This is a genomic window from Micromonospora sp. NPDC000089, from assembly GCF_042899365.1.
In the GTDB taxonomy this organism is placed as follows: domain Bacteria; phylum Actinomycetota; class Actinomycetes; order Mycobacteriales; family Micromonosporaceae; genus Micromonospora.
In genome coordinates this window covers 111,398-127,916 of the sequence record NZ_JBIAZT010000013.1, presented here as the reverse complement: position 1 = coordinate 127,916, position 16,519 = coordinate 111,398, and the positions used below count along the sequence as shown (strand labels likewise).

The following is a 16,519-nucleotide window of genomic DNA, read 5'->3' as shown; positions in this document are numbered from 1 at the left end:
CATGGCCGACCGACGGAGAACTGTGGTGTGCCCGGCAGCGGGAAGCGGCTCAGCGTGCCGCGGGGCAGGTGGCCGGCGCCGGGCCGAGGGCGTCGCTGCCGATCGGGCTGGGCAGGTCGCAGGCGATGGCGGCGCGCAGCCCGTCCGAGCGCTTGCGGATCGCGTCCAGCAGGGCGAGCGAGCGCCGGGTGCGTTCCCGCTCGGCCCGCCCCGCCCCGTCGGTCAGCCCGCCGACCGCGCGCCGTTGACCGGTGACGAAGGTGTTGACCGCGTCCAGCGCCGCCGGGTCGGAGCGCTGCACGGCCGTGGTGGTGAGCAGCCGTACGCCCTGCCGGGTGTCGGCGTCCATGTCGTCCAGCACCGCGCTGAAGCCGGCCGCGTCCGCGCGGAGCGTGGCGGCCTCGTCCAGCCGGGTCCGGGCGAAGTCGAGGAAGAGCTGCCCGCGGCCGATGTCCGAGCTGGCCAGGGCGAGCTGGGCGCGCTCGGTGGAGCGCTTCATGCCGTACAGCGCGTCGCCCGGCAACGCGTTCTCGCTGGCGGCGGAGATGCCGGAGACGGCGATCGCGCCGGCGGCGATGCCGACCAGGATCGCGCCCCGCGCCCGGGCCCGGCGCCCGGCGATCCCGCCGAGCATGCCCGGGCGGGCGGTGGGTGCGGGTTGGCTCGACGCCCCGGTGGCGGTGCCCATTCCCTCGCGGGTGCCCATTCCCTCGCGCTCGGCGGTTGCCACCAGCATCGCCCGCAGGCCGGTCCGGAACTCGGCGACCAGCGGGGCCTCGGGTCGTTCGGCGGTGAGCTGCCGCCCGACCGCCACCAGGGCGGTGAGCTCCCGGTCGGCCCGGGACCGGACGTGGTGCCGGCGGGTGCCGTTCGCCTCGTCGAGAAGCTGGGCGAAACGTGCGGCCCGCCGACGGGAGAAGAGGTCGTTTTCCACCGTGGGCACCCCCTCTCGCTGGCCGCGACCGTCCGGCCGCGGTGTTTCCCCGCGACCGGTGGCAGTGGACCGACGGCCGGCATGTCGCACCGACCGCGCTGACCGGACCGGGTGGCCCGGGGAACGCCGGGTCGACCACTGGTCGCACCCGGAGAAACGGTCCGCGGCGGCTGCGGGTTACGGGGAGGCCGGGGTCGAAATCACGAAGCGTGATCGCCGGTGCGAATCCTGCGGTAGTCTGCCGGCCCGCGTCGGCGTGTCGCGGCGGTCAGGGCTGGAAGCCGTCCGGGAGCAGCCGGGCCAGGGCGCGCACCGCGCGGTACTGGAGGGCCTTGATGGCACCCTCGTTCTTGCCCATCGCGCGGGCGGTCTCGGCCACCGAGAAGCCCTGGAGGAAGCGCAGCACGATGCACTCCTGCTGCTCCGGATTGAGCTGCTTGACGGCGGTCAGCAGGGCGACGTTGGTGATGTGCTCGACCACCGCCGCCTCCGGGCTGCCCTCCGGCCCGCGGTCCTCGCGGTCGGCGTCCAGCACGTCCCCGGTGGTCACCTCCAGCCGGTACCGGCCGGACTTGAAGTGGTCGGCGACCAGGTTCCGGGCGATGGTGACCAGCCAGGCGCCCAGGTCGCGGCCCTGCCAGGTGAAGCTGCCTATCCGCTTGAGCGCGCGCAGGAAGGTGTCCGAGGTGAGGTCCTCGGCGAGCTGCCGGTTGCCGACCCGGAAGTAGACGAAGCGGAAGACGGTGTCGACGTACCGGTCGTAGATCAGCCCGAACGCCTCGGACTCGCCGGCCTGCGCCCGCTCCACCAGCCCCCAGACCTCGGTGGCCGGGTCGGACGGGTCGGGCCGGCTGGGGAACCCGGTGGCGGTCGGGACGGCGGGCAGCACGGCCGTGTCGCCGGCCGGGATCACCGGCAGGACGGCGGTCTCGCCGGTCACCGCCGGCAGGATCGCGGTCTCGGTGCCCGCGGAGTCCGTGGTCGGGGCCGGTTCGCCGAGCCGCCGGCTCTGCGCCGGCATGGTCGGGCGGGACGGTGCGGCCACCCGGCCGGCCGGCGCGGCGTTCCCGCCCGGCACCAGTGGTCGGGTCGGTGCCTCGTTGTGGTGTGGACGCTGGTGGACCCGGTGCCCGCCGCCGTCCGTGCGGCCCGCCTCCAGCCGTTCGTTCACCGGGGTGCGGGGAGCCGGGCCGGTCAGGCCGGCGGGGCGTTCGGCGTAACCGAAGGTGGTCACCGTGCCTCCCCCGTCCGGGCCGTGACCGGGCGGCGACGGGCCGCCGTGGCGTCCCGTCCGCCCGGGGCGGGCGAGGCCGTGCGGGGGGGTGCCGGGGTACGGCAGATCCCCTTGAGGTGCTGGTCCAATGCGCTAACAGGCACGGGGGCCTCCTCGGGCTGAGGGGTGTCGACTCACGGCAAATGGGGTGAGCTGACCCGAGTGATGATAGGGCCAACGTCACCCAGGCGTGGCAAGTCCGTTACACAGGGCAGAAGTATTTCCCCGCCCGTCGCACCGATGGCGGACCGGTTGTCCGTCGTGTGCGGTTGACTTTCACGTCGAGGCTTGATCCCGAGTGGAACGTCCGTATCGATGGGGAAATATCCCCTCGCTCGGCGTGTCGGGTGAAGGTCTGGCCCCTGCCGGGGTCGCGGCGCCGGTGGTCGCTGCGGCCCGGCTCGGCCGTCCGGGGTGTGCCGGGCCGCCGGACCGGCGAGACTGTCCGGGCGTACCCGATGCCGGTCGTCGCGGCCGGCCGCCCGGCCGCCGCGCGCGTACCCTGGTCCGGGTTCCGGGCCCGGCCGGCGACGAGCCGTCCCGGTCGACGCACGGTACGCACGACCGCGCCGCGGTCCGACCCCACGGAGGTGCCCGATGTCCACTGACGCCCGGCTCGCGCTGATCACCCGTCCCGGCTGCCACCTCTGCGAGGACGCCAGGGCGGCGCTGGACCGGGTCGTCGCGGTCACCGGTGACCGCTGGGTGGAGAAGGACGTCACCGGCGACGTCGAGCTGGAGCGGGAGTACGGCGACCGGCTGCCGGTGGTGTTGCTGGACGGCAAGGAGCACGGCTACTGGCGGGTCGAGGAGGACCGGCTGCTGCGGGACCTCACCACGCCGCAGCTGTGACCGCGCCCTATCGTGCTGCCATGACCCCTGCGCGCCACCACCTGGTGTGGGACTGGAACGGCACCCTGCTCGACGACCTCGACCTGGTGGTCCGGGCCACCAACGTGGCGTTCGCCAGCGCCGGCGGGCCGACCGTCGACGCCGACGAGCACCGGGTGCGGTTCCGCCGGCCGATCGCCGACTACTACGCCGAGATGCTCGGCCGGGCCGTCGACGACGAGGCGTTCGGCCGGCTGGACCGGATCTTCCACGACGCGTACCGGGCCGGGCTGACCAGCTGCGCGTTGGCCGCCGACGCCACCACTGCGATCGCGGCCTGGCCGGGCAGCCAGTCGTTGCTGTCCATGTGGTTCCACGACGAGCTGGTGCCGACCGTGCACACCTACGGCCTGACCGACCACTTCACCCGGATCGACGGGCTGCGGGCCGCCGTCGGCGGTGGACCCAAGGCCGAGTGGCTGGCCAAGCACCTGGCCGAGCTGGGCCTGGCCGGCCACCAGGTGGTGCTGATCGGCGACTCCGCCGACGACGCGGACGCGGCCCGGAGCGTCGGCGCCGCCTGCGTCCTCTACACCGGCGGCCTCTCCGACCCGGCGCGCCTGCGCCGCACCGAGCACCCCACCGCCGACACCCTGACCGCCGCCGTCGCCCTGGCCCGCGCCCTTCCCTGACCCGGGGGTCAGGCGCGCAGGTGGGTGAGGACGGCCAGCACCCGGCGGTGCTGGTCGGTGTCGGGGGGCAGGCCGAGCTTGGTGAAGATGTTGCGCACGTGCTTCTCCACCGCGCCGTCACTGACCACCAGCGCCCGGGCGATCGCCGTGTTGGAGCGGCCCTCGGCCATCAGGGCCAGCACCTCGCGCTCGCGCGGGGTCAGCTCGCGCAGCGGGTCGTCCCGGCGGCGGCGGACCAGCAGCTGCGCGACCACCTCCGGGTCGAGCACGGTGCCGCCGGCCGCCACCCGGCCCAGCGCGTCGAGGAACTCGTCGATCGCGGCCACCCGGTCCTTGAGCAGGTAACCGATGCCGCCGCCACCGGGGGTGGCGAGCAGGTCCTCGGCGTACGCCACCTCGACGTACTGGGACAGCACCAGGATCGGCGTACGCGGCACCAGCTGGCGGGCCCGGACGGCCGCGCGCAGCCCCTCGTCGGTGTGCGACGGTGGCATCCGCACGTCCACCACCGAGACATCCGGTCGGTGCCGGACCAGTTCGGCGACCATCGAGTCCCCGTCGCCGACGGCCGCCACCACCTCGTGCCCGCCCTCGGTGACCAGCCGGGCCAGGCCCTCCCGGAGCAGTACGGCGTCGTCGGCGATCAGCACCCGCATGGTGCCGGTTTCTACCACGCCGTCGGTGACCTGTCCCGCCCCGGCGCGGCGCGTTGCCGTCCGCGCCCCCGCCGGCTCCGGCGCGCCGGCCCCGCCCCGGCCCGGCGGTAGGGCGGCGCAGGCCTGGTGGCGTGGTCAGATCGGGAGGGTGGCCCGGACCTCGGTCGGGCCGCCGGCCGGGCTGACCACGTCGAGGGTGCCGCCGGCGGCCCGGACCCGGTCGGCCAGGCCGGCCAGGCCGTGCCCCTTGGCCAGGTGGGCGCCGCCCCGACCGTCGTCGCCCACGACGATGGCGAGGTGGTCGACGTCCCGGGTCACGCCGACCTGGCACCGGGTCGCCCCGCTGTGCTTCGCCACGTTGGTGAGCGCCTCGGCGACCGCGAAGTACGCGGTGGTCTCCACCTGCGGGTCGAGCCGGCCGGCCGGGGTGCCCAGCCGCTCGTCCACGGCGAGCTCGATCGGAACCAGTCCCCGCGCGGCGAGCGCGGCCAGGGCGCTCGGCAGGCCCCGGTCGACCAGGATCGGCGGGGAGATCCCCCGGGACAGGGTGCGCAGCTCGGCCAGGGTGTCCCGGGTCTGGGTGACCGCCTCGTCCAGGGTGCGGGCGGCGGCGGCCGGATCGGTGCCGAGCTGGGCGCGGGCCCGGCCGAGGTCCATCGCCAGCCGGACGAGCCGCTGCTGCGGGCCGTCGTGGATGTCCCGTTCCAGCCGGCGCAGCGCGGTCGCCTCGGCGGAGGCGGCCGCCCGCTTCTGGTCCTCCAGGGTGATGATCCGGTTGCGCATCTCGGCCACCCCGGTGAGCATCACCCGGGCGAGACCGCCCCGCAGCAGGGCGCAGCTGCGAGCCACCAGCGGCAGGGTGAGCAGGAAGAACAGTCCGATGGCGGTGTACAGGGTGATCCGGGCGGCGGCCGAGTCACCCATCCCGAGCAGCTCGGGCAGCCCGACGTCGTCCGGTCCGTAGGGCATGGCCCAGTCGTACGCGGGATAGAGGGTGCCGGTGAGCGCGCCGATCCACCAGGTCAGCGTCACCACGAAGGTGACCACCGCCACGACCAGGCTGAGGATGCCGTGCGCCAGGTCGAGCCAGGACTGCACGTCCCGCATCGGGGTGAAGATCCGCCGCCACAGTCCGGCCCCGGGCTCCGGCGCCCGGTAGACGGGGCGTACCCGGGGTTGGCGGAGCACGGGGGGCAGCCGCAGCCGCTCGATGTCGGCCAACCCCCGGGCGGTGTAGAGGGTGGCGGCCAGGATCGGCAGCCCGATCACCGTGACCGCCAGTCCGGCGCTCAGCGCGGTGCCGACCACCAGCACCACGAAGCCGACCAGGGCCACCGGAAAACCGACCAGGACGTACGTGGAGTCGCGCAGGAGCTGGCGGACCAGGTTGGGTGCCGGTGCGGCCGGGGCGGCCGGAGCGGCGAGAGTGGTGGCGGTCATGGTTCGAGGCTAGGAAATCCGGCGGTCCGGGCCCATCCGGCGAACCGGCCTCTGCGTGGTGGTGCTGGCCCTACCCGCCCGCCCCCGGGCTGCGGGCGTCCGGCCGGGGAGAGCGGCGTCCGTCACGCCGGTCACGGTGACACAGCGCGACGAAGCCCGCGCGATTGGTCAGAGAAGTCGGGATTGAGCAATAATCGCCGAGCGGCGCCGGCGGAGGCCGCCGGATCGATCTTGTGGAATGGAGGAGCTGGTGGAGGGGCGTCGCGAGTCAGCAAGATCGCGATTTGTGCACGTCTTCACAAGCGCCTACTCTGTAGTTCCGACGCGCCCCGCTAGCATGCCCGGTCAGTCCGGTCGACGGCGGGGGTCCCGAAACGGCCCGCCAGCGGAGTTGGCCGAGGATCGCACCGCACGGAGTCTCATGAGTCAGCACCGTCACCATGGCGCGCCCGGCCGCGCCGGTGCCGTACCGGCGCTCCCGGACCTTCCGGAGGCGACCGTCGCGCGGCTCCCGGAATACCTCCGTGCCCTGCACAACCTCGCCGATGCCGGCCACGAGACGGTCTCCAGTGAGGGGCTGGCCGGCGCCGCCGGGGTCAACTCCGCCAAACTCCGCAAGGACCTGTCCCAGCTGGGCTCGTACGGCACCCGGGGGGTCGGCTACGACGTCGGGCTGCTGATCGAGCACATCGAGTACGTGCTCGGGCTCACCCAGCGGCGGGCAGTCGCCCTGGTCGGCGTGGGTAATCTCGGTCACGCCCTGGCCGGCTACGACGGGTTCGCCAGCCGCGGCTTCCGGATCGCCGCGCTGCTGGACGCCGACCCCTCCCGGGTCGGTGAGGTGATCAACGGGCTGGTCGTGCGGCACGTCGACGAGCTGCCCGAGGTCGCCGCCGAGGAGCGGATCGCGATCGGCGTGATCGCCACCCCCGCCGCGGCCGCCCAGCCGGTGGCCGACCGGTTGGTCGCCGTCGGCGTGACGAGCATCCTCAACTTCGCGCCGTGCGTACTCTCGGTGCCGGAGGGGGTCGACGTCCGGAAGGTCGACCTCGCCATCGAGCTGCAGATCCTGTCCTTCCACGAGCACCGCAAGGCGTCGCTGACCGCGCTGCCCGCCCCGGCCGGCGGGTCCGCCCTCACGTCCCTGCCCGGCGGGCTCGCGGCCACCGACACCCAGGAGGCGATCGGCACGTGAAACTGCTCGTCGTCGGCGCGTCCTACCGCACCGCCCCGGTCGCCACGCTGGAGCGGCTCGCGGTGCCCCCCGCCGAACTCACCCGCACCCTGGACCGGCTGGTCGCCCAGCCGTACGTGGCCGAGGCGGTGCTGGTCTCCACCTGCAACCGGGTCGAGGTCTACGCCGCGGTGTCCGGTTTCCACGGCGGCCTCGGTGACATCTGCGCCGTACTGGCCGAGCAGGCCGGCGCGCCGCCCGCCACCCTCGCCAACCACCTGTACGTGCACTTCGACTCCGCGGCGGTGGACCACGTCTTCCGGGTCGCCGCCGGGCTCGACTCGATGGTGGTCGGTGAGGCGCAGATCCTGGGCCAGCTGCGGGACGCCTACCACTGGGCGACCGGGGCGGACACCGCCGGCCGGCTGCTGCACGAGCTGATGCAGCAGGCGCTGCGGGTCGGCAAGCGCGCGCACGCCGAGACCAACATCGACCGGGCCGGGCAGAGCGTGGTGACCGCCGCGCTGGACCTGGCCGCCGGTCACCTCGACGGCGACCTCGCCGGCCGGCCCACGCTGGTGGTCGGCGCGGGCGCGATGGGTTCGCTGAGCGTGGCGACGCTGTCCCGGCTGGGCGCCCGCCCGCTCGCCGTCACCAACCGGGGCGCCGACCGGGCCTTCCGGCTGGCCGAGTCGTACGGCGCCACGGCTGTGCCGATGGCCGAGCTGGTCGACACCCTCTCCACAGTGGACATCGTAGTGGCCGCCACCGCGGCCACCGAGCCGGTCCTCACCCGCGACGTGGTGACCCGGGCGCTGGCCCGGCGCGGCACCGACCGGGGCCCGCTCGTGCTGCTGGACCTGGCCGTGCCGCGCGACGTCGAGGCCGGCGTGGCTGAGCTGCCCGGCGTCGAGGTGATCGACATCGACCGGATGGCCGCGCTGCTCGCCGACGGGCCGGCCGCCGCCGACGCCGCCGAGGTGACCCGGATCGTCACGACCGAGGTCGAGGCGTTCCTGTCCTGGCTGCGCGGCAGCGACGTGGCACCCACCGTGGCGGCGCTGCGCGGGCGGGCGGACGACGTGGTCAGCACCGAGCTGCGCCGGCTCACCCAGCGCCGGCCGGACCTCAGCGACGAGCAGCGCGCCGAGGTGGCCCGCACCGTGCACCGGGTGGTGCAACGCCTGCTGCACCAGCCCACCGTGCGGGTCCGCCAGCTCGCCGCCGAGCCCGGCGGCGACCAGTACGCGGCCCTGCTGCGCGAGCTGTTCGACCTCAAGGTGCCGCAGACCTCCCCGGTCGACACCGTCCCGGACGTGATCGACGTGGCCGAGGAACCGCCCACCACCGGAGGAGAGCGATGAGCGCCCCGCTGCGCCTGGGCACCCGGGGCAGCACCCTGGCGATGGCCCAGTCCGGTCAGATCGCCGAGGCGCTGACCGCGGCCACCGGCCGCGAGGTGGAGCTGGTCGAGGTGGTCACCGCCGGTGACCGCTCGTCCGCCCCGGTGCAGCGGCTCGGGGTCGGCGTCTTCGTCACCGCGCTGCGCGACGCGCTGACCGCCGGCACGGTCGACTTCGCCGTGCACTCGTACAAGGACCTGCCCACCGCCGCGGCGGCCGGGCTGCACATCGCGGCGGTGCCGCCCCGGCAGGATCCGCGCGACGCGCTGGTCGCCACCGGCGGTCGTACCCTCGCCGAGCTGCCGCCGGGCGCCGTCGTCGGCACCGGCGCGCTGCGCCGCATCGCCCAGCTGCACGCTCTCGGGCTGCAGCTGGAGGTCACCCCCATCCGGGGCAACATCGACACCCGCCTGCGGCGGGTGCTCGGCCCGGAGGCCGACCTCGACGCGGTCGTCCTGGCCCGGGCCGGGCTGGCCCGGATCGGGCGGGCCGACGTGATCACCGAAACGCTCGACCCGATGCTGATGCTGCCCGCGCCCGCCCAGGGCGCGCTGGCCGTGGAGTGCCGGGTCGACGACCAGGACCTGGTCGAGCTGCTCGCGGTGCTCGACCACGCACCGTCCCGCGTCGCGGTCACCGCGGAGCGGGCGCTGCTGGCCACCCTGGAGGCCGGGTGCAGCGCGCCCGTGGCCGCCTATGCCATCGTCGCCGAAGGTGAGCCCGCTGGCTCGGCCGCGGAGGGCGATGTTGTCCAAGAGATCTACCTGCGCGGGGCGGTGATCAGCCCGGACGGTTCCCGAGACCTCCGGCTGTCCCGCACCGGAACGCCCGCCGACGCGGCGGAGATCGGCAAGGCACTCGCCGCCGAGCTCCTCGAACTCGGCGCCGACTCGATCCTCGGCCAGGACGGACAGGCCGGCCCGGGGACCCAGCAATTTGGGAGCACAGAATGACCCGCACCCGTAAGCCCGTAGGCCGCATCGCGTTCGTCGGGGCCGGCCCCGGCGACCCGGGCCTGCTGACCCGCCGGGCGCACGACGCCCTGGTCGACGCCGACCAGGTGGTGTACGACCGGGGAGTCCCCGAGTCGCTGCTCGATGCCGTCCGTGCGCAGGCCAGGTCCGACGCTCAGTTCACCCCGGCCGAGGGCGTGCCGGGCGACGTGGCCAAGGTGCTGATCTCCGCGGCCCGCGCCGGGCAGAACGCGGTGCACCTGGTCGCCGGCGACCCGTTCGGGCACGACTCGGTGGTCAAGGAGGTGCAGGCGGTGGCGCGTACCGCCGCGCACTTCGAGGTGGTGCCGGGGGTCGGGCAGGCCGAGGGTGTGGCGACCTACGCGGGTGTGCCGCTGCCCGGTGTACGCACCGCCGCGGACGTGGAGGACGTCTCCACGCTCGACTTCGAGGCGCTGGCCGCGGCCGTCGGCCGGGGCTCGTTGGCGCTGGCCGTGGACGCTGGTGACCTGGCCGCGATCCGGGACGGGCTGCTGGCCGCCGGGGTGGAGGGTACGACCGGCGTCGGGGTGACCGGCGACGGCACCGGCGAGACGCAGTACACCACCACGTCGAGCGTGGACTCGTTCGTCGCGGCGGCGCTCGGCTTCACCGGCCGGGTGGTGCTCACCGTCGGCGAGGGCGTCGGCCAGCGGGACAAGCTCAGCTGGTGGGAGAACCGCCCGCTGTACGGCTGGAAGGTGCTGGTGCCCCGCACCAAGGAGCAGGCCGGGGCGATGAGCGCCCGACTGCGCGCGTACGGGGCGATCCCGTGCGAGGTGCCGACCATCGCGGTCGAGCCGCCGCGTACCCCCGCCCAGATGGAGCGGGCGGTCAAGGGCCTGGTCGACGGCCGGTACGCCTGGGTGATCTTCACCTCGGTGAACGCGGTCCGCGCGGTCTGGGAGAAGTTCGCCGAGCACGGCCTGGACGCCCGGCACTTCGGCGGCGTCAAGATCGCCTGCATCGGCGAGGCGACCGCCGACGCGGTGCGCGACTTCGGCATCCAGCCGGAGCTGATCCCCGCGGGCGAGCAGTCATCCGAGGGGCTGCTGGCCGAGTTCTCGCCGCACGACGAGATCCTCGACCCGGTGGGCCGGGTGCTGCTGCCGCGCGCCGACATCGCCACCGAGACCCTCGCCGCCGGGCTGACCGAGCGCGGCTGGGAGGTCGACGACGTGACCGCGTACCGGACCGTCCGGGCGGCCCCGCCGCCCGCCGAGATCCGCGACGCGATCAAGTCGGGCGGGTTCGACGCGGTGCTCTTCACGTCCTCCTCGACAGTGCGCAATCTCGTCGGTATCGCCGGGAAGCCGCACGCCCGTACCGTGGTTGCAGTGATCGGGCCCAAGACGGCCGAGACCGCGACGGAGTTCGGCCTGCGGGTCGACGTCCAGCCTCAGCACGCCTCGGTGCCCGACCTGGTGGAGGCGCTCGCCGCCTACGCCGTCGAGCTGCGCGAGAAGCTCGCCGCCATGCCGGCGAAGCAGCGCCGCGGTTCGAAGGTGCAGGGGCCGACCGCCCTCCGCTTCCGCTGAGCGTTCCGGGAGGCCCGTCATGCCGTACCCCGAGATCCGGCCCCGCCGGCTGCGTCGCAACGCGGCCGTGCGGCGGCTGGTGTCCGAGACCCGCGTCGACCCGACCGAGCTGGTCGTGCCGATGTTTGTCAAGGAGGGGCTGACCGAGCCGCGGGCCATCGGCTCGCTCCCGGGGGTGCTCCAGCACTCCCGGGACTCGCTGCGCAAGGCCGCCGCCGAGGCGGTCCAGGCGGGCGTGGGCGGGATCATGCTGTTCGGGGTGCCGGCGGAGCGGGACGAGACCGGCTCCGGCGGGATCGACCCGGCGGGCATCCTCAACGTCGCCATCCGGGACGTGGTCTCCGAGGTGGGCGACGCCACCGTGGTGATGAGCGACCTCTGCCTGGACGAGTTCACCTCGCACGGGCACTGCGGCCTGCTCACCCCGGACGGCGCCGTGGACAACGACGCCACCCTGACCGCGTACGCCGACATGGCGGTGGCCCAGGCCAACGCCGGGGTCCACATGGTCGGGCCGTCCGGGATGATGGACGGCCAGGTGGGCGTGGTCCGCCGGGCCCTGGACGCCGCGGGCCACCAGGACGTCTCCGTGCTGGCGTACGCCGTGAAGTACGCCTCCGCGTTCTACGGCCCGTTCCGCGAGGCGGTGGAGTCGGCGCTGGAGGGTGACCGGCGCACCTACCAGCAGGACCCGGCGAACCTGCGGGAGTCGCTGCGCGAGGTCGAGCTGGACGTGGCCGAGGGCGCCGACCTGGTGATGGTCAAGCCGGCCCTGCCGTACCTCGACGTGGTGTCGGCGGTCCGGGCCGCAGTGGACGTCCCGGTCGCCGCCTACCAGGTCTCCGGCGAGTACGCGATGGTCGAGGCGGCCGCCGCGAACGGCTGGATCGACCGCGAGCGGGTGATCATGGAGACGCTCACCTCGATCCGTCGGGCCGGCGCGCAGGTCATCCTCACCTACTGGGCCGTCGAGGCCGCCCAGCTGCTGCGCCAGCGCTACTGACCCGATCCCCCCAGCCCCTGGTCCCGGGCCGGTTGCGCCGCTGCCAGCGTGCCGGCCGGCGGCTGGCGGCCGGGGTCGTCCGGTCCGGCGGCCGGGGGTCGCGCGGTCCGGCGGCCGGGGTCGTCCGGTCCGGCGGCCGGGTGTCCGCGCCGTCTTGCGGCCGTTCGCCGATGAAGGCTCCGCAGGCTGATCGGCCAAGGTGCCCGGCTCGTAGGCAGAGCATGTGTGGCGATGAACGGTGCGATCACCGTGCGTAGTGCGCCAGCGGCTGCCGCCCACCCTGTCTCGGACACTTTGCTCTGCTGCCACGGACGCGACAGGCACGGTGGGTGAGTGTCGCGTCCGTGGCAGCAGAGCAAAGTGTCGCGACCGCCATGCCGGCCCGCTACCCGCCCTCGGCAGAATTACCTGCTCAGCGCCTTCTGCATCGGTCAGGGCCAAGGACGGGTCGCGACAGGCCCCACTCCTTGACTACGCACGGTCATTTCCGTCGCCAACAGGCCGCCCCTCACCCAGGGTGATCCGCCACGGCTGGTGGTCAGCGGTGGTTTTCCACAGGCGCGTTGGTTGTCCACAGGCTGAGCGGGCGGGGTCGCGGCGGGCACGCGTCGAGCTTCATGGTGTGGGCATGGATGATGCCGATCCGACCACCCGGGAGTCCGCGGAGTCCGGCGCGCGGGACGGTGAACCGCCCTGGCCGGTCGCGGGCGTGGTGCGCGCGATCCGCCGCCGGGCCGACGCCAGCCAGCGGGAGCTCGCCCGGAAGGCGGGGCTGCATCCGGGCACGATCGGCAGGATCGAGAGCGGTTCGTTGACGCCGAGCATTACGGTGCTGTGCCGCATCATCGCGGTAGCCGGCCAGCGGTTGGCGGTGGTCGATGAGGCCGGGCGGGTGCTGATCCCGATGGGCGACCGGGAGGACATCCGGGACGGCGCGGAGCGCCGCTACCCCTCGCACCTGGACACCATCCTCGACCCGGAGCCGGGCGAGTGGTGGGCGGACGTCTACGGCCTGGCCCGACCGCCCGAGACGTTCTACCGCGACCGGGCCGTCCGGGACGCGATGCGCCGACGCAGCCAGTGGGAGGTGCGGGTGGCGAAGTACCGCAGCGATCCGCCGCCGCCTTCGGTCCGCCCGGCCTGGCGACGGGCCGAACCGCCCCCGCCCCAGGCCCGACCGGCCTGGTGACGGGCCGAACCACCCGTGACGAGCGACGGCCCGTCGGCCGGGAGGTTCCCCGGGCCGACGGGCCGTCATCAATACGCCCGAACGTCAGTCGTCGTTCGTGATGGTGCCGATCGCCAGCGGGTCGGCGAGCCGCAGGTTGGGCACCCCGGCGACCGCGATGGTGAGCTTCTCGTTCGCCTCGACCCGCCGGTCACCGCGGACGGTGATCGGGAAGGCCAGGCTGGTCTGCCCGGCGGCCAGCGTCCGGCAGCCCAGGTACGGGTCGAAGTCCGAACCGGCCTGGGCGGTCAGCCCCGCAGTGGCGGCGCAGATCAGCGCCGGCTCGGACAGCGGCCGGGAAACCGTGACGTTGAACGTCAGCTGGGTGGTGCCCCGGTCGCCCTCGACCACCGACGCGTCGGCCACCCGCAGCGACGCCTGGCTGCGGAACCGGGCCACCTGCGGGTCGTGGTCGCTGGAACCGCGCGACCCGTCCCCGGTGAACTCGGCCGGCCAGTCGGCGTTGACGTGCGCCGCCCGCACCTGCACCAGGTCGTCGTGCAGCCGGTCGTTGACGAACAGGTTGTCCAGCGTCTGCGCCTGCCCCTGGAAGCTGTAGGAGTAGGCGGACGCCGGCACGTCGGCGACCAGGTCGTCCCAGAGGTTGTGCAGTCCGGCCTCGTAGAGCGGCGCCAGCTGGTCCGACGGGGTCGGGTTCGCGGCCGTCGCGATCGGGTCGTCCGGGCGGGGGAAGACGTTCAGGTCCCCGCCGTAGATCACCCGGGCGTTCGGGTCGGACTTCTCGATCGCGGTGACGATCGCCGCACCGTACCGGGCCTGCTCGGTGCGCTGCCCGACCCGGCTGTCCGGCCCGGATGAGTAGTGGTTGCTCAGCGCGTACAGGGTGTAGGACTCGCTGCGACCCGGCACCGCCTTCACCACGAACTTGCCCAGCTGCGGCGCCCGGGTGAAGACGTTGTTGCCGTCCTTGCCGGTCGACGTGTCGGTGTCGGCGGGCAGCACCGCGTTGAGCGCCTTCGGGTTCTGCACGTCCGCGTTGGACGCCAGGCCCGCCGCCCGGTAGTCCACCGTCGGCGCGGTGCCGAGCAGCGGGTCCGTGGCGGTGGCCTGGGCCAGCGACAGCCGGTCCGTCCGGTACAGGAACGCGGCGGTGATGCCGCGCGCGTCCGCGCCGGTCCGGTCGTACGTGGCCGCGTACGCCGGGCCGCCGTCGGCCGCGATGGCCAGCGCCAGCTCCTGGATGGTGTCCGGCGCGCCGTCGGCGTTGTCGGTGTCACCGCAGACCAGCTCGCTGCCGGAGACCGTGCAGATGTCCTGGTCCTCGGCCTCCTGCACCAGGATCAGGTCCGGCGCGTGCAGGTCCTTGGTGATCTGGTCGGCGAGCGAGTTCAGGTGCTCGCGGTAGTCGGCCTCGTTCGCCGGCACGTAGTCGAACGGCGGGCTGACCCCGGGGCAACCGGAGTTGCCGGTGAAGTCACAGCCGTCGAACGGGTCGTCCCGGAAGTCGTACAGGTTCTCCACGTTGTAGGTCGCGACGGCGACCTCCCGCGCCCGGTCGGCGGCCTGCGGGGGGTTGTTCTTCGACGGGTCGGCCCCGGCGGTGAACTCGGCCTGCTCGACCTGCACGCCGTACTTCGAGAAGGAGTAGTAGACCGCGCCGTACGCGTCGGCGCTCAGGGTGTCGAAGGTGTGCGCCGGCGGCAGCAGAGCGGTGCTGTCCCCGGTGGTGGCCTTGACGCCCATCGTGCCCAGCATGACGCGCTGGCCGTTGCCGTCGTCGAACCGCCGGGGGTCGTTGTCCAGCGGGTGCGAGTCCCGGAACACCCGACGGGCGTACGGGTCGGCGCGGTGCAGCAGCGGGTCGTCCCGGTCGACCACCCAGATCTCCGAGTCGGCGGTGGACGAGAAGACGTCCCGCCCGCTGACCGCGCCGCTGCCGGCACGCACCCGCAGCCGGGCGCCCTCGTGCCGCTCCCAGAAGCGACGCGCGTCGGTCAGCTCCGCCGGCGGCACCGCGTCGGTGACCTCGACGTCGGTGTTCACGTCCAGGCCAGAGGTGATCTTGCGGACCAGCGAGGCGCCGGAGAGCTGGGTCAGGTTGAAGTACTCGGACACCCGGGCCCGGATCACCACCTCGTCGCCGACGGTCGGCACGTAGCCGCCGATCAGCGAGGTGAACGACCCCATGAAGACGAAGATGCCGTCCGAGCTGGTCGGGTCGCCGTCGGTGGCGCCCTTGCGGCTCTGCAGGAAGAAGCCGCGCTGGTCGGCGCCCGAGGACGTCTTGGACAGCGCCAGCTGGGTGACCACACCGCGTACGTCGTACAGGGCGGTGCTGGTGCCGGTGCCGGAGGCCGGCGCGAGCGGGGACCGGTCGGCGTCGCCGGACTCGGCGTCGGTGGTCGGGCCCTGCACCTCGCCGACGGTCAGCTCGCGGGTCACCTGGACCGCCAGCGTGCAGCGGGCGGTGCCGCCGTCGGCGTCGGTCGCGGTCAGCGTCACCGTGTACGAGCCGGCGGGCACCTCGGCGCCCACCGTCACGGTGGCCCGGGCGGTGCCGCCGACCGCGTCGGCCGGGGTGAACGCCGTACGGGTGATCCCGCCGGCGGTCGGCGCCGGGGTGACCCCGGTGACGGCCAGGTCCACGACCGTGTCGTCGGGGTCGGTCGCGGTCACCTCGCGGGTGGCCGCGGTGCCGGCCGCGGTGGTCAGCGCTCCGCCGCAGTTGAGCGTGGCCGGCTGGTCGACCGGGCCGCCGCCGTCCACGGCGTGGGCGCCGAGGCCGTCGAAGGTGTCGGTCGGGAAGCCGGCCCACTGGGCGGCCGGGTCGAACGCGTCCGACGGGTCGGTGTCGCCGGCGGTCACCGACGGCAGCCGGCGCAGGGTGTTGTCGGCGGTGCTGGTGAGGCCGGTGCCCCACTCGGTGCCCGGGTCGACGCCGACCTGGCCGATCGAGTCGAGCACCGTGCCGCCCTTGCGCAGCACGATCGCGTCGTCGCCGTTGAACAGGCTGGACCCGTACGTCTGGTCGGCCTGCGCGAGGATCGCCGGCGCGGCCGAGCTGGCGGCGAAGACGAAGGTGTCGCCGGCCGCGACGGTGCCGGTGAGCGCGATGTTCGTCGACGTGGTCGCGCCGTTGAAGTAGAGCTGGAGCTGGTAGCCGCCGGCGGTCAGGTCGACGGGCGCTCCGGTGCCGTTGAACAGCTCGATCGCCTTGTTGTTCGACGAGCCTTCGACGTACTCGGAGATGAACAGGTCGGTGGGCGCGGCGATGGCCGCGGTGGGAGCGATGCCGAGGACCGGAATGGTGACGACGGCGGCGGTCGCGAGCGCGGCGAATCTGCGGCGCGTGCGCATGGGGCCTCCACGATGGGTGGATGGGAACCCATGCACG

Annotated in this window: 13 protein-coding genes; 8 read left to right on the top strand and 5 right to left on the bottom strand. The window is 74.1% G+C overall.

The window, feature by feature from the left end:
- Window positions 1-49: 49 nt before the first annotated feature.
- Window positions 50-934, bottom strand: a complete 885-nt coding sequence (locus ACFY3U_RS22220; RefSeq protein ID WP_387204782.1) for a DUF5667 domain-containing protein — start codon at window positions 932-934, stop codon at window positions 50-52.
- Window positions 935-1,202: 268 nt separating this feature from the next.
- Complete coding sequence (locus ACFY3U_RS22215) at window positions 1,203-2,168, bottom strand: ECF subfamily RNA polymerase sigma factor, BldN family (RefSeq protein WP_387204780.1); 966 nt, start codon at window positions 2,166-2,168, stop codon at window positions 1,203-1,205.
- Window positions 2,169-2,804: 636 nt separating this feature from the next.
- Here ACFY3U_RS22215 and ACFY3U_RS22210 point away from each other — a divergent pair.
- Both ACFY3U_RS22210 and ACFY3U_RS22205 read left to right on the top strand, forming a co-directional pair.
- Window positions 2,805-3,059 (top strand): glutaredoxin family protein, encoded by a 255-nt coding sequence (locus ACFY3U_RS22210; protein WP_387204777.1) that lies wholly within the window; start codon window positions 2,805-2,807, stop codon window positions 3,057-3,059.
- 20 nt (window positions 3,060-3,079) lie between these two features.
- Complete coding sequence (locus ACFY3U_RS22205) at window positions 3,080-3,730, top strand: HAD family hydrolase (RefSeq protein ID WP_387204774.1); 651 nt, start codon at window positions 3,080-3,082, stop codon at window positions 3,728-3,730.
- 8 nt (window positions 3,731-3,738) lie between these two features.
- Here ACFY3U_RS22205 and ACFY3U_RS22200 read toward each other — a convergent pair whose 3' ends face one another.
- Window positions 3,739-4,386 carry a LuxR C-terminal-related transcriptional regulator gene (locus tag ACFY3U_RS22200; RefSeq protein ID WP_387204771.1) on the bottom strand — a complete coding sequence of 216 codons (648 nt, stop codon included), beginning with the start codon at window positions 4,384-4,386 and terminating at the stop codon, window positions 3,739-3,741.
- Between the two features lie 135 nt (window positions 4,387-4,521).
- Window positions 4,522-5,826, bottom strand: coding sequence for a sensor histidine kinase (locus ACFY3U_RS22195; RefSeq protein ID WP_387204768.1), 1,305 nt, complete (start codon window positions 5,824-5,826; stop codon window positions 4,522-4,524).
- A gap of 421 nt (window positions 5,827-6,247) precedes the next feature.
- Between ACFY3U_RS22195 and ACFY3U_RS22190 the strand changes: the two genes are divergently transcribed.
- The 6 genes from ACFY3U_RS22190 to ACFY3U_RS22165 all read left to right on the top strand — a co-directional run bounded on the left by ACFY3U_RS22190 (window position 6,248) and on the right by ACFY3U_RS22165 (window position 13,125).
- Entirely contained in the window at window positions 6,248-7,021 is a 774-nt protein-coding gene (locus ACFY3U_RS22190; protein WP_387204765.1) for a redox-sensing transcriptional repressor Rex, read from the top strand.
- A complete protein-coding gene (locus ACFY3U_RS22185; RefSeq protein WP_387204763.1) occupies window positions 7,018-8,364 on the top strand; it encodes a glutamyl-tRNA reductase in 1,347 nt (448 codons plus the stop codon). Before ACFY3U_RS22190 ends, ACFY3U_RS22185 begins: the two co-directional genes overlap by 4 nt.
- A complete protein-coding gene (gene hemC / locus ACFY3U_RS22180; protein WP_387204760.1) occupies window positions 8,361-9,356 on the top strand; it encodes a hydroxymethylbilane synthase in 996 nt (331 codons plus the stop codon). The genes ACFY3U_RS22185 and hemC overlap by 4 nt, the downstream gene beginning before the upstream one ends.
- Window positions 9,353-10,933 carry a uroporphyrinogen-III synthase gene (locus tag ACFY3U_RS22175; RefSeq protein WP_387204757.1) on the top strand — a complete coding sequence of 527 codons (1,581 nt, stop codon included), beginning with the start codon at window positions 9,353-9,355 and terminating at the stop codon, window positions 10,931-10,933. The genes hemC and ACFY3U_RS22175 overlap by 4 nt, the downstream gene beginning before the upstream one ends.
- A 19-nt stretch (window positions 10,934-10,952) precedes the next feature.
- Window positions 10,953-11,936: a porphobilinogen synthase gene (gene hemB / locus ACFY3U_RS22170; RefSeq protein WP_387204754.1), complete on the top strand. Its 984-nt coding sequence runs from the start codon at window positions 10,953-10,955 to the stop codon at window positions 11,934-11,936.
- A 628-nt stretch (window positions 11,937-12,564) separates the two neighbouring features.
- Entirely contained in the window at window positions 12,565-13,125 is a 561-nt protein-coding gene (locus ACFY3U_RS22165; RefSeq protein ID WP_387204752.1) for a helix-turn-helix domain-containing protein, read from the top strand.
- Between the two features lie 84 nt (window positions 13,126-13,209).
- Here the strand turns inward: ACFY3U_RS22165 and ACFY3U_RS22160 are convergent, their stop codons facing one another.
- Window positions 13,210-16,482 (bottom strand): lamin tail domain-containing protein, encoded by a 3,273-nt coding sequence (locus ACFY3U_RS22160; protein WP_387204749.1) that lies wholly within the window; start codon window positions 16,480-16,482, stop codon window positions 13,210-13,212.
- Window positions 16,483-16,519 lie beyond the last annotated feature (37 nt).

Bases quoted from the DNA above. Each gene is read 5' to 3' on its own strand.
- ACFY3U_RS22210 (WP_387204777.1), top strand. From the start codon at position 2,805: ATGTCCACTGACGCCCGGCTCGCGCTGATCACCCGTCCCGGCTGCCAC.
- ACFY3U_RS22205 (WP_387204774.1), top strand. From the start codon at position 3,080: ATGACCCCTGCGCGCCACCACCTGGTGTGGGACTGGAACGGCACCCTG.
- ACFY3U_RS22200 (WP_387204771.1), bottom strand. From the start codon at position 4,386: ATGCGGGTGCTGATCGCCGACGACGCCGTACTGCTCCGGGAGGGCCTG.
- ACFY3U_RS22195 (WP_387204768.1), bottom strand. From the start codon at position 5,826: ATGACCGCCACCACTCTCGCCGCTCCGGCCGCCCCGGCCGCACCGGCA.
- ACFY3U_RS22190 (WP_387204765.1), top strand. From the start codon at position 6,248: ATGAGTCAGCACCGTCACCATGGCGCGCCCGGCCGCGCCGGTGCCGTA.
- hemC (WP_387204760.1), top strand. From the start codon at position 8,361: ATGAGCGCCCCGCTGCGCCTGGGCACCCGGGGCAGCACCCTGGCGATG.
- ACFY3U_RS22175 (WP_387204757.1), top strand. From the start codon at position 9,353: ATGACCCGCACCCGTAAGCCCGTAGGCCGCATCGCGTTCGTCGGGGCC.
- hemB (WP_387204754.1), top strand. From the start codon at position 10,953: ATGCCGTACCCCGAGATCCGGCCCCGCCGGCTGCGTCGCAACGCGGCC.
- ACFY3U_RS22165 (WP_387204752.1), top strand. From the start codon at position 12,565: ATGGATGATGCCGATCCGACCACCCGGGAGTCCGCGGAGTCCGGCGCG.
- ACFY3U_RS22160 (WP_387204749.1), bottom strand. From the start codon at position 16,482: ATGCGCACGCGCCGCAGATTCGCCGCGCTCGCGACCGCCGCCGTCGTC.